Source organism: Desulfovibrio inopinatus DSM 10711 (genome assembly GCF_000429305.1).
Taxonomy (GTDB): Bacteria; Desulfobacterota; Desulfovibrionia; order Desulfovibrionales; family Desulfovibrionaceae; genus Alteridesulfovibrio; species Alteridesulfovibrio inopinatus.
Genome location: NZ_AUBP01000006.1, coordinates 41,480 through 53,585, shown reverse-complemented (window position 1 = coordinate 53,585; position 12,106 = coordinate 41,480). Strand labels below are relative to the sequence as shown.

Here is a 12,106-nt window from a genome sequence, read left to right as displayed (position 1 = left end):
GATACAGACGGCCGGATCGTTTCCAGTGATCTGGCCGTTTGTTTTTTTGCGAAAAACGGCAGTTTGCTTCAAATGGTTATCGATTTACAATAAGTGTGATTCACGGTGTTGTTGCCGACGGGATTCAGCGTTTCGACAAAGGAGTTCTTGCGGGCTGGCCCGATCGATGCATACTCTACAGTCAGTATGCATCGCGTCGATTGGAAGAGCAAACCTGCGATCGGATGACGCGCTATTCGTCTTCAGCCGGGAAGGATCTTCTTGCTATGAAACGTTTTCTTTGGGTTATAGTCGTTTTCGCACTCGCGTTAGGCGTTGCCGCGATGACCTATAGCGTATCCTTTCAAGACGCTGTGGACAATGCGCAAAGAGACGATCGTGAGCGGTTGGAAATTTTTAGTGAGCTGATTTCCGCCACCGTCAATCGATATCGTACTTTGCCGTTTTCCGTTGCCCGCAACCGAACGATTCTTCGCCTTCTCGAAGGGAGAGCTTCTGTCCAGGAGGCGAATCTTGTTCTGAAAGAAATTGCAAAAAAGTCAAAATCTTCAGCAGTCTATATTCTTTCTCCTTCCGGAGACACCCTGGCCGCCAGCAATTTCGATACCCCAATAAGTTTTGTCGGCAAAAATTATAGTTTTCGGCAGTATTTTAAAGAAGCCATTCAGGGGAAGGAAGGAGCGATGTATGCTATTGGCACGACATCGGCCGTTCCGGGATATTACCTCTCTTGTCCCGTGGAGCTTGACGACTCGATCGTTGGCGTTGCGGTTGCAAAACTCGAATTATTGTCACTGCAAACAGCGTGGCATATCGGTCAGGGTACCGTTCTCGCCGCAGACCCTTATGGCGTCGCCATTTTGTCCAGCAACAGCAAGTGGGTTTATCGCAGTACGCACCCTCTACCGACCGATGAATTGTCGTTGATACGAAATCAGAAACTCTATCCGGGAAAGTCTCTTACGCCGTTGTTTTCGCAGGTATACAGTCGCGGAAGCGCACGCTGGGCTCGGGTCGATGATCATGACTATCTCCTGGTGCAGAAAGCTTTTCCGGAGATGGGTTGGAATTTGTTTTACCTGACGTCGCATTCAAGTCTGACATTGCATAGTATGCAACTGAGTGCATTTACCTTCTTAATTTGTTTGGTGGGGATGACCATTTTCCTCTTTGTTCAGGAGCATCGCCGCAATACGTTGGCGGAATTGCGTCTCGAACAATCTCGTCGAACCAGTCGCATCGATAATGAGCGTGAAGAGTCCTTACGCCTCCTCGCTGACTCCATCGCGCATCAAATACGCAATCCCCTGCTTGGCATCGGAGGGAACGCCAATTTATTGCGCAAAAAATTGCCTCATGATGACCGGCTTGAGTACCATCTCTTTACGATCATTGATTGTTGCCACAACCTGGAACGTATTGTGGTGTCCATTCGTGACTATATCAACCTTGTTCCCGGCCCTGCGCATGAATTTTCCATGGGCGATGCGGTGAATCGGGCACGACTTGATGCCGAAATTGCTATAGAGCCGCAAAACATCGTGAATTGGTCGCTCTCCATCGAACCGGCACGGCTTCGGTTGGATGAAAGCCTCCTTGTCAAAGCGCTCGTTGAAATTTTGAAGAACGCTTTAGAATACGCTGACAAGAATACTCCCGCAATTCGTATTCACGGACATTGGAAAGGCAAAGCTTGTACCTTTCGATCGTCTCAATTTGATACACAGTGTTATTTTTTACATATTTGCGACAATGGCCAAGGAATAGTGGACGAAGTTCTCAAACACGTTATGGATCCCTTTTTTACAACCAAGACCGATGCTGTCGGGTTGGGCTTGACGAAAGCGAAGCGTGTTTTGCAAGTTTTTCACGGAACCATCGAAGTATTCTCCTCTCCTGATCAGTCCTCCGAGTGTTGTACGGAAGTCGTTATATCCATACCGATTGAAGAAATGTCGTGACGGTGAGCCTCTCCCGTTATCTATGCTCCCATGTATTCATGGCAGGTTTCATTCAATGGGTCCGATGTATACGACGGTGATAGGCTCTTGCGGTGTAACATTGCATGAAATATATTCCCCCACGTTTTCGTGGATGTCCCGTTTGTCGTGTTCTGAGGTCTCAGCACCAGCACCAGTACCATATAACATTGGATTATAATACGTGCCAGAAACAAATAGTAAGATTGCAACGTTTCTTCTTTCCTTATGTACAGTTTTGTTTCTTCTGCTTCTTATTGCCGTATCTGCGTGTGTTTATCTCTATAATAAAGACCATTACGATTTATATTCTATGTCGCAAGAGGAAAGTCATAAGCTTTACGCTAAATTTGAGCATCTTTTTCAGAGTAATTATCGGCCTGCATGGTTTTATCCCGATATGGGATTTACGTTGAAACCTCATGCTGAGTTTGAAGTGTGGGGGGCTGCGTGTAAGACGAATGATCTTGGCTATAGAACGTATGATACGAAGAAGGAAAAAGGGACTTTGAGAGTCCTGTTTGTCGGTGATTCCTGGACGTATGGCATGGGGGTACGATTTGAAGAGTCATTCCCTGTTCAATTTGAGAAATATGCAAATGAGCATTCAGGGTACAATAAGAAGATTCAATCATGGACTTTAGGTCTTCCTGCCTACAATACTGTCAATCAGATTGCATCCCTCTCCGCATATATTGATCTCATACAACCTGATGCCGTCGTTTTTTGTCCGACAATCAACGATGCAGATGACACCGTCGGCATAACCGAGCGGGGCATTTTTTACAAAAAGAGAGCCCCCGCCGGAATGGTCTATCCAGGGTTCATGTATGATTCTTTTCAATCATATGCGCGATGGAACGCGGTTTTTGATTTGCTGAAAGATACTGAGCAGGATTTGAAGCAAAAAGGCATCCCAACATTTTTCTTTTATGTTGCGGGCTGGAATTCGGAGGTTGTGCATTATTTTGTTTCCAATCATGCTCTGCACTCGCCATATGTCGTCACACCACATGCCTTGCTTGAACCGAAGTATCTCGAAGAAAAGTGGAAACATGGGACACCGGCGGCATATGGATATTTTGCGAGAATGATATATCGCATGTTACAGCCGTCTTTTTCTTGGAATGAAGACGTCCCTTTGTCGGATGATGTCGAGCTTGCTCCTGTTTTTTATGAAACGCCCAAAGGCAATTGGGAGGAGTTGGCAAAAAAAATTATCAATAGTGATTCGGTACGCGGTTTTTCCGAAGAATTTGTTCCCGGCAGTCGTTCGGCTGTTCATCAGATGATCTCCGTTGGAGATCCTGAGAAGGGAAGAATTGGTCAATATGCCTCCTTCGTGCTCATTAAGAAGAAGGGAGGGACATCTCTTTCTATCGACATCGAGCGTAACGATACCTGTGTCTCACTGAGTGATCCCGAACTCGATATTATTGTACATTCTGCACACGATCGTGCGCTTGAGCATGTTGTTCTTGATCATTCACAGCGAGTACAACTCATGCTTCCTGACGACATAGAAGACGGTACCAGTTTTGAAGTGGAGATGACGCAGAAATCAATCTGTTTTGATGAATTATCGTTGCCGCATGGGGTCGCGATTACCAAAATTGGACAGTTTTGATTCACGATTTCTTCGATAAGACACTCTTCAAAACAAAACTCCCGGCAATCCCTTGAGATTGCCGGGAGTTTTGTTTTTCCCGTATAGCCGGAATAAGCAACAAGGCTGGTCAACGATCCATACGAAGGCGTGTTAGCGCCGCAAAAAAACCGGCAATCAGTCCTAGGACAAAGGCTCGGCGCATATCAAGAAAAAATAATCCACCGATAACGCCGACCGAGCCGCCGATCATAAGGCCTTTGACGAGTGCGTCGAGCTTTCTGCTCAACTCCGGATCCATGCTCATGCTTCAACTCGCGAAGGTTTGGAAGGTGTGAAAAAAGGGATTAATCGCACAAGCAGTGCGACAAAGACAATGGAAAACAGAACGCGGCAAAGTAACGTTCCCCACAACGTTGCGCCGATCAGAGCCATGAGCAGCGTATCTTCGAAGACGGAATGCGACAGCGCGAGCAAGGTTACGGAGGGGAAAATGTCCTCTTCTTTGATGCTCCCCTTGCGAACTTCGTCGATAATGAGTCCACCTCCATACGCCAGCCCCATCACCAAGCCGATGACGGTCACCGTGGCTGCCTCTTTGCCGATCTTCATGATCCCAAGAAGTGGAGCGAGCAGCCATTCGGCAACAGCAACCACTCGAAGCCACTTGAGAAGACGCATGAAGATCACCAAGCAGAGAATAATGAGAAAGACTTTGCCGAGGTTGAGAACTTCTCCACGTGCCCAGAGCAACACATCCGAGGTTTCTTTGGGAGGAGAAAACAGCAGTTGAGCCGGTTCAGTAAACATGTTGAAGGTGGTGAACACGGTGTGCATGAGAAAGCCGCATGTATACGCCGCCCCAAGGCGGATGGCATTTTGTCCCCAGAAATTGACGCCACATTTTTCCGAAATTTTTGATTCCACAAGCATGTTGTGGGCAATGAGCATCATTGTGGCCAATACTGTCGCTTGCGCGACGTTGACAACACCCATTTCCGGGAGCAGGTTGGCATAAACGATAAGTGCTGCATAGAAATTGCTGCATATAGCCGTTGCCCAGACCAAGCCGGTTTGGGCTGGCAGGCCAACAAATTCCATGAGGGGTGAAAGCGGCATGGCAGCATAGCGTATAAGGTCAAGTTCCTTGAGGATTTTTACCACGATGATCAGGGGAATCATGATCTTGAAAAGCTCAAGGCTGATGCGCGTGGCCGTGGTCACAACGTCTTTCAGGGAATGGACAATGCCCATGGTAATGGTTCCTCTCAGGAAAAGACGAATGTCATTTCGTCGCGTACAATAGATTGGATCGTGCGATGAAAAACTTTGGAACTCTCCATAAAGCGTTCTCTATCGGTAATCCGGATGAGGGGGCTGTCTTCATCGTCTCGTTCCACAGTAATGAGGTCTGCATATTCCAGCAAATCAAGAACGCGAGTTATACTCTCTTCCGGATTTTTGAGGGTGGTCATCAAAAGGTCTATAACTTCCTGTCGCGTCAGCGTATCTTGTCGCTGGCGTTCCAGCGCATCCAGAATACAGATTGTCGCTTCAAAGACGTCTGGGAGCATAAGGGATTTTTCCGTGGTGGAGCGTAGCCGGTCTACCAAACATTGAATGATCCCGCGGAGTACGGGTGGCGATTCCGCCAAGTCTTTTTCAAGCGAACCTTTCGTGACAACCAGAGTGTCCGTCTCGGCGAGGCACGTTGCGGTTGCTGTACGTGGTGTTTTGCCGAGAATGGCCAGCTCACCGAAGATATCGTTCGGGCCAAGGATGGCGATAACGGTTTTTTTTCGGTTGATAGTACGGGAAATTTCCACTCGGCCTGATCGAATGAGATAGGCCTGTGAACCAAGATCGCCTTCACGAAAGATGACGTCTTTGTTCCTGAATCGTTGGGATTGATACTGTCTCGCCATAGGGGATCACCTGGTTGGAGCCTATCGTCACAATGTCATTGTGAAGACTTTTTGAACGTTGTTCAAGTCTTTGGAGGTCGCTTGTGTTTATATTCAAGAAGTTTGTGTCTCGGTTTCTTTTTCCGTTTCCTCTTGGTTTGGAATTCCTTGCCATTGGGTTGTATCTTCACGTGTTTACAACACGGAAAAAGGCCGGGATAGGATTTCTTTTCACCGGATTTTTCTGGCTTCTTCTTATCAGTACGGACCCGTTGCCTTCAGCGCTTCTTACCGGATTGGAGTCACGTTTTCCCCCTTTCAATCCTGTTGTCTATGCCGAACACCATCGTGCCTCTCTTCCCTCGTATGTGGCGGTACTTGGAGGGGGCTCTTATGATGATTTCGATTTACCCCTTTCCAGTCGTTTGAGTGAAGCGTCCTTAGCCAGACTGAGCGAGGGAGTCATCATTGCAAAAACACTTGGTGCCAAAATGGTATTTGCTGCAGGGAATGTCTGTGATCAGCGTGAAACCGAGGCGGAAGTCATGTCGCAAATTTCCGTTCTTTTCGGAATTCCTCCGGAAAAGATTCGTATTGACACCGCATCGCGTGATACGGCCACTGAACTGGCTGCTATCAAAACCCTTGTTGTCGACGCTCCATTTGTTCTTGTTACTTCCGCAGCTCACATGCCACGAGCAATGGCTTTGGCAAGTGCACTTGGTTTGCATCCCATACCGGCTCCGGCTAATTTTCTCACGCACAATGCGACGAGATGTTCTTGGGAATTCTTCCCCAACCCGCAGAATATTCGCAAGACTCGTCGAGCATTTTACGAATATTTAGGACTGGCGTGGGCTACCCTGCGCGGGCGTGTGTAACTGCTGTTGTTTTGCCCGGTGGCGAAGGACATATTGATATCTCATTGCCACCGGGAAGGCACTCTTCTGCAATGTCGCGTCTCTCGTCTCAGGAGCGCATGAATTTAGGATCCATCGTCAAGGATCATGAGAAGAGTGGGAAGAGTGACAAGAGGATTTGTCGTTTTCACTTCGGGTTGATCATTGCACAAATCGGTGAAAGTGGTTTCATAAGTCACAGGGCCTTGCGTCAGGGTGACAGTTCCACTGATGGGATATTGCAAGCATTGTGTCGGATCATACGTCACATCGGTCAAGACGACATTGAAAGGCCCAACGGTTCCCGTTGTTTGACCTTGAATGACGACAACGGGAAGTTGCGTGGCATCGATGGAGAAGACGATGTCAACCTGACCAAGTGATGTATCCAAATGCATTTCTGCACTTCCGCCGGTATTGGTTTTTGTTATGTCAATCGTTCCTGATGTGACGGTGACATCGCCGATACTCAGGTTTGCAACGGTGACACTAGCCGTATTGAATTCTCCGCTATTGTCTTTTGTTACCGTCATCTGGAAAGAACCATTCAATGTTTGCGAGCCGTTTGTCAGGTCGGTCAATGCGAGGGAAAGATAGACCTCCTGAAGTTCTCCCGATGCCATCGTCGTCCGGACACTGCCGCTCGCAGCTCCATCAAGAATGAGGTCTCCATTCTTGTTCAACTCGTTGAATACAATATCGATATCGGCACTTAGCCCTGATGTCGTCTGTGCGAGGTTGGAGAACGTAACAACAATGTTTCCCGAGCGTAATGCTCCATCATACCCTGTGCATCCTGTTCCAAAATCGATAGTTAGCGTCAATGTTGTCGGTAATCCTATCCAGCTGACAAGGCTTGGTGTTGCCGAAATATCAGGACAGTCACCAAAAAGTGGATATTCCGCAACAAGTTCCATAAGCTCCATGGGAATATCTTCACCGGCATATATGATATTGAGAATGTCAATGACCAAAGCTTGAATTTCATCTTGGCTGGCTGTACTTCTGATCGGTGGAAATTTCATCGGGTTATAACTGTCATCGGCACACAGAACCGGTGTTGAATACAGTAGAAGTATCGCGATAATTGCAGTTACACATCGAAATGCAATATTTTTCATAGGTAGCTCCTTATTAAAAAGTGCGAAGATGAATGTGCGGGACATGATTTTTTCTCAACGTGAGAGTCCAACATAGCGAAACAGTGACGATGCTCAAGATAAAAAAGCAAAAAACGAGCCACTGATCTTGGGGAATACCAGGGTATGATTATAAAAACATTGCTTATGTGATGTGTTCTTTTTTCGTGGGGATTCGTGGTATGATTTTGAACGTGTTTGTGAATATGTTCTGTTACTGATTATTTCTGTGATAATTATTTATAGACTCTTGTTTTCATTTGTGAATTTCTATAAAATTCTTGTAAGATTTAATGCTGCATTTAATTTGTGACGATATGTTGTTGTACTTCTTGCGTATTGATCGGTGTTTTGAGGTTTTTGTATCGTTTATTATTGTTTGTAGATTGTTTTTTTTAATACATATGTATTTGTTGTGTCTTGTGCGAAACAGTTTTTTCGTTGTCTGCTCACTGTATGACATGTTTGTGTAACATTCTTCTTCTAGAGAATTATTTATTTAAAATTAGTTAATATGTTGTCATAAAAAGGCAATTGCTCCTTGCCTCCTCTTCGGATACAACGAGAAACAGTTTCAATCCTGTATACAAGTAGACGGACTCCATGGAGAAATGCACTCAGATTTTGGTCGTTGAGGATGAGGCCATCATTGCTCTGGAAATGACGCGTCGACTGGAGCGCCTTGGATATCAAATTACAGGTGCTATTTCGCGAGGTGAGGATGTTGTCGAGGCTGTACAGTCCAATCCTCCAAACCTTATTCTTATGGATATCATGTTGGCAGGCGAATTAGACGGTATCGATGCGGCCCGTAAAGTGCAGGAACAGTTTGATATACCTGTTGTCTACCTGACAGCGCACTCTGACGACAACACGCTTGAGCGAGCGAAAACGACCACACCTTATGGCTATATTGTCAAACCCATTGATCAGATGTGGCTCTTAAGTACTATTGAAATCGCCCTCCACAAGCATAATGTTGAAATTGCGCTTCGAAAAACAGAACAGCGATTTCGCAGTTTGTTTGAAACCATGCAATCGGCCTGTGCCCTTCATGAAATGATAATTGACGAGTCCGGGACAGTCGTCGATTTTGTTTTTCTCGAAGTCAACCCGGCGTATTGCTCCATGGTCAAACGCACTCGTGAAGACTTGCTCCTTCGTCGTGGGAGTGAAGTATTTCCCGGCCTGGAGCCCTATTGGATTCGTTTATATAACGATGTTGCGCAGAAGGGTGCTCCCATCCATCTTGAAGAGTATTTCGGTGTGTTGGGTAAACATCTCGACATTGTGGCGTATTCTCCAGAATTCGGTCAGGTCGCTACCATTATACATGATCTTTCCGCGCAAAAAAACGTGGAACAGAAACTAGAATACCGGACTTTTCATGATCCGTTGACCGATTTGCCCAACCGCGCCTTGTGCCTGGACAGATTGACGCAAGTCATGGAACGTGCCAAGCGGAATTTGAACATTGGGTTTTGCGTTCTGTTTATCGATCTTGATCGGTTCAAGATTGTCAATGATAGTTTGGGACCAACTTTCGGTGATACGTTGTTGCAGCAGGTGGGGAGGCTTATTGCCAGCACGGTACGGGCCATGGATACCGTCGCACGGGTTGGTGGAGATGAATTCGTGGTTGTTTTGGAAGACATTGACAACAGAGCAGAAGCCGTTCATGCCGCCAAGCGCATACTAGATCGTTTGAAACGTGCTGTCACGATTGATGATCAGACCGTGTATACCTCTGCAAGTATCGGGATATTGTTTGGTCCGAATGGATACAATCATCCCGGTAAAATATTGCAGGACGCCAATATTGCCATGCATCATGCTCGTGCGCAGGGAGGGGGACGATACAAAGTCTTCAAGGAAAGTATGCGAGCCATTGCCGAGCGGGCTTTATCTTTAGAAACCGAATTGCGCCTCGCAATAGAGGCGAAGAGTTTCGAGCTGTATTTTCAGCCTATCTATGCACTTTCTCCCATGAAACTATCTGGATTCGAAGCATTGTTACGTTGGAACCGTAATGGATCCGGCCTGGTTTCTCCGGCTGAGTTCATCCCCATTGCCGAAGAGACCGGCTTGATTATTCCGCTTGGCATGTGGGTTTTCGAACAGGCTCTCGCCATGCTTGAAACCTGGTCGAATATGCGTCCTGATCTTGATTTGACGATGGCTGTGAACCTCTCTGCACGACAATTTTCTCAGCCGGAACTCGTTTCAAGTTTATCGGAACTCATTTTGCGTTCCAATATTGATCCCAAGCAACTCAAATTGGAAATTACCGAAACGACGGTGATGGAAAAACCCGCGATCGCGGCGGGGAAACTCCGTGCGCTCAAGGAGTTGGGGGTGGCCATTAGTATTGATGATTTTGGAACGGGGTATTCTTCATTGGGATATCTGCAACGTTTTCCCATCGATACACTCAAGGTCGATCGTGCTTTTGTTTCCTGTATGGATGAGTTTGAAAATAGAATTATTGTAAAAAGTGTTATCGGCCTTGCCCACAACCTCGAAATGGATGTTGTTGCTGAAGGTATTGAGACACAAGAACAGTGCGAAGCCCTTGTTCGGCTCGGCTGTCAATTCGGCCAAGGATTTCTCTTCTCGCGTCCCGTCGAGCAGCATCACGCGCAAAATTTCGTTCTTGAAGCATAAGACTGGTATCTTCGTCTGTACAACGAAGACCATACGTGTCTGTTTTTCCGGTTACTCTTGCTGCGTTTTATCTCGGAGCGAGGTCAGACGCTTGTATGTTGCTTCATCAATGTAGCCAAACTGCAAGAACTTTTCGGGCGGTACCCGATAAAGTCCTAAGAGAAACCGAAGGTCGGGATTATCCATCGTCAAAGTTTTCCCTTCGAGTCGATCGAGGGCGTGATTGATTGTTTTTTGAAAGTCGAACCCTAGGCCCGTCATCACTGAAACATAGACAGAGCAAATTTGCTTATACTGGGCATCAACGTTGTTGGCGGTGTCGAGCATTCGTAAGGCATGCTCGACATTACGATAATAGGTGTAAATTTTCCGATCAGACATCGCCATAGCCATTTTCGAACCTGCATGAACAGGCAGGCAGATAGCCAGCATACTCGCAATCAGAACCAACAGTGCCAAACGTTTCATGAAGTAACTCCTCATGGAGATAAAGTCGTATCGAGACGGGTTGAGGTGACGATATCATACAAAGAAAAGGCCTGTACGGACAAGATGGAATGCTTGGGGAAGAATGGGTGGCATAATAAAAGGCCGAAGAACAGCGGCGTGTTCTTCGGCCGAGTCAGTAAAAACTGCAAGCAGTCGAAAGCGAATCGTTAGATAACCTTGTTCAAGCTGTATTCGATGATGGCTTCGGCGCCGAGATCGCGTAATTGCGGAATGAGATCGCGCACGGTGCCTTCTTCGACCACGATTTCAACGGAGAGCCAATCTTTATTGTAGAGGTTGGCTACTGTTGGAGCGGTCAGGCTGGGCAATATACCCATGACGGCTTCCATTTTGTCTGCAGGTACGTTCATTTTGAGGCCGGCAAGTTTTTCAGCACACAACGCGCCTTGGAGAAGCATGTTGATGTTTTCGATTTTCTTGCGCTTCCAGGGATCTTCCCAGGCGGCTTTATTGACAATGAGCTGTGTGTTGGTCTGCAACAGTTCAGAAATGATGCGCAGACCGTGAGCCTTGATGGTGGTCCCGGTTTCCGTCACTTCCACGATAGCATCGGCCAAGCCTTCAACAACTTTGGCTTCAGTGGCTCCCCAAGAGAATTCCACATCGACGGGAATGCCGGCTTTTTCGAAATACGTTTGGGTGAAGTGGCAAAGTTCGGTGGCAATTTTTTTGCCGGCCAGATCTTCAGGGCGCTTATACGGTGAGTCGCCGGCAACAGCGAGAACCCAGCGTGCCGGGCGGTTGCTCACCTTGGAGTACACGAGGTCGGAGACGACAACGACATCGGATTCATTTTCAAGAATCCAGTCTTTCCCGGTCAAACCGACGTCGAGGGTGCCGTTTTCGACATAACGCGACATTTCTTGAGCACGGCACATGCTGCAAATGATGTCATCGTCGTTGATTTCGGGGAAATAGTTGCGGTGGTGCATCCGTACTTTCCACCCCGAGCGTTCGAATAATTTGATGGTGGCGTCCTGCAAAGAGCCTTTGGGAATGCCAAGTTTGAGTTTGTTCTCAGCCATTATTTATAGACCTCCTTGGGGTCGAAGACTTTCGGACAGCAGATGCACTCGCCTTCGTCAGTGATTTCGCGAAAAAAACAACTGCGGTACCCTTCATGACAGGCCGCGCCGCCAAGTTGTTCCACTTTGACAAGAATGGTATCGGCATCGCAGTCCAGCATGACGGCCTTGACTTTCTGGACATGACCGGACGTGCCGCCCTTGCGCCAGAGCGTATTGCGGCTGCGGCTGTAATAATGGACATCCCCTGTTTCCAGGGTTTTATCATAGGATTCTTCATTCATATAGGCGAGCATAAGTACCTCGCCGGTGGCATGATCCTGAGCGATGGCCGGAACAAGGCCGCCGCATTTTTTGAAATCGGGTCGCAACATGGTTCG

At 47.2% G+C, this 12,106-nt stretch carries 11 protein-coding genes; 4 read left to right on the top strand and 7 right to left on the bottom strand.

What is annotated here, in order from left to right; genetic code table 11:
• The first annotated feature begins 95 nt into the window (after window positions 1-95).
• The gene (locus G451_RS0106470; protein ID WP_027183599.1) at window positions 96-1,961 is read left to right on the top strand and encodes an ATP-binding protein; all 1,866 of its coding nucleotides are present in this window, start codon (window positions 96-98) and stop codon (window positions 1,959-1,961) included.
• Between the two features lie 202 nt (window positions 1,962-2,163).
• On the top strand, window positions 2,164-3,606 hold the full coding sequence (locus G451_RS0106465) for an SGNH/GDSL hydrolase family protein (RefSeq protein WP_027183598.1): 1,443 nt from the start codon (window positions 2,164-2,166) through the stop codon (window positions 3,604-3,606).
• A 109-nt stretch (window positions 3,607-3,715) separates the two neighbouring features.
• On the opposite strand, the gene G451_RS34530 is transcribed toward G451_RS0106465, so the two are convergent.
• Genes G451_RS34530 through G451_RS32390 form a run of 3 tightly spaced genes read right to left on the bottom strand, consistent with a single transcriptional unit; the run spans window position 3,716 to window position 5,510 of the window.
• Window positions 3,716-3,892, bottom strand: a complete 177-nt coding sequence (locus G451_RS34530) for a hypothetical protein (RefSeq protein ID WP_169727833.1) — start codon at window positions 3,890-3,892, stop codon at window positions 3,716-3,718.
• Entirely contained in the window at window positions 3,889-4,839 is a 951-nt protein-coding gene (locus tag G451_RS28055; protein ID WP_051261235.1) for a hypothetical protein, read from the bottom strand. Before G451_RS28055 ends, G451_RS34530 begins: the two co-directional genes overlap by 4 nt.
• A gap of 14 nt (window positions 4,840-4,853) precedes the next feature.
• Complete coding sequence (locus G451_RS32390) at window positions 4,854-5,510, bottom strand: Crp/Fnr family transcriptional regulator (RefSeq protein ID WP_051261234.1); 657 nt, start codon at window positions 5,508-5,510, stop codon at window positions 4,854-4,856.
• 83 nt (window positions 5,511-5,593) lie between these two features.
• Between G451_RS32390 and G451_RS0106445 the strand changes: the two genes are divergently transcribed.
• Window positions 5,594-6,370, top strand: coding sequence for an ElyC/SanA/YdcF family protein (locus G451_RS0106445; protein ID WP_027183597.1), 777 nt, complete (start codon window positions 5,594-5,596; stop codon window positions 6,368-6,370).
• Between the two features lie 104 nt (window positions 6,371-6,474).
• On the opposite strand, the gene G451_RS0106440 is transcribed toward G451_RS0106445, so the two are convergent.
• Window positions 6,475-7,509, bottom strand: coding sequence for a hypothetical protein (locus G451_RS0106440; protein ID WP_027183596.1), 1,035 nt, complete (start codon window positions 7,507-7,509; stop codon window positions 6,475-6,477).
• Between the two features lie 621 nt (window positions 7,510-8,130).
• On the opposite strand from G451_RS0106440, the gene G451_RS28045 reads away from it, so the two are divergent.
• Window positions 8,131-10,191, top strand: coding sequence for a two-component system response regulator (locus G451_RS28045; RefSeq protein ID WP_051261233.1), 2,061 nt, complete (start codon window positions 8,131-8,133; stop codon window positions 10,189-10,191).
• Between the two features lie 51 nt (window positions 10,192-10,242).
• On the opposite strand, the gene G451_RS0106430 is transcribed toward G451_RS28045, so the two are convergent.
• The 3 genes from G451_RS0106430 to hisI all read right to left on the bottom strand — a co-directional run bounded on the left by G451_RS0106430 (window position 10,243) and on the right by hisI (window position 12,100).
• Window positions 10,243-10,659: a hypothetical protein gene (locus tag G451_RS0106430; protein WP_027183595.1), complete on the bottom strand. Its 417-nt coding sequence runs from the start codon at window positions 10,657-10,659 to the stop codon at window positions 10,243-10,245.
• 188 nt (window positions 10,660-10,847) lie between these two features.
• On the bottom strand, window positions 10,848-11,726 hold the full coding sequence (hisG, locus tag G451_RS0106425; protein WP_034641149.1) for an ATP phosphoribosyltransferase: 879 nt from the start codon (window positions 11,724-11,726) through the stop codon (window positions 10,848-10,850).
• Window positions 11,726-12,100: a phosphoribosyl-AMP cyclohydrolase gene (hisI, locus tag G451_RS0106420; RefSeq protein ID WP_027183593.1), complete on the bottom strand. Its 375-nt coding sequence runs from the start codon at window positions 12,098-12,100 to the stop codon at window positions 11,726-11,728. The genes hisG and hisI overlap by 1 nt, the downstream gene beginning before the upstream one ends.
• Between the last annotated feature and the right edge of the window lie 6 nt (window positions 12,101-12,106).

Coding starts and splice junctions, on each gene's coding strand:
- G451_RS34530 (WP_169727833.1), bottom strand. CDS start 3,892: ATGAGCATGGATCCGGAGTTGAGCAGAAAGCTCGACGCACTCGTCAAA.
- G451_RS28055 (WP_051261235.1), bottom strand. CDS start 4,839: ATGGGCATTGTCCATTCCCTGAAAGACGTTGTGACCACGGCCACGCGC.
- G451_RS32390 (WP_051261234.1), bottom strand. CDS start 5,510: ATGGCGAGACAGTATCAATCCCAACGATTCAGGAACAAAGACGTCATC.
- G451_RS0106440 (WP_027183596.1), bottom strand. CDS start 7,509: ATGAAAAATATTGCATTTCGATGTGTAACTGCAATTATCGCGATACTT.
- G451_RS28045 (WP_051261233.1), top strand. CDS start 8,131: ATGGAGAAATGCACTCAGATTTTGGTCGTTGAGGATGAGGCCATCATT.
- G451_RS0106430 (WP_027183595.1), bottom strand. CDS start 10,659: ATGAAACGTTTGGCACTGTTGGTTCTGATTGCGAGTATGCTGGCTATC.
- hisG (WP_034641149.1), bottom strand. CDS start 11,726: ATGGCTGAGAACAAACTCAAACTTGGCATTCCCAAAGGCTCTTTGCAG.
- hisI (WP_027183593.1), bottom strand. CDS start 12,100: ATGTTGCGACCCGATTTCAAAAAATGCGGCGGCCTTGTTCCGGCCATC.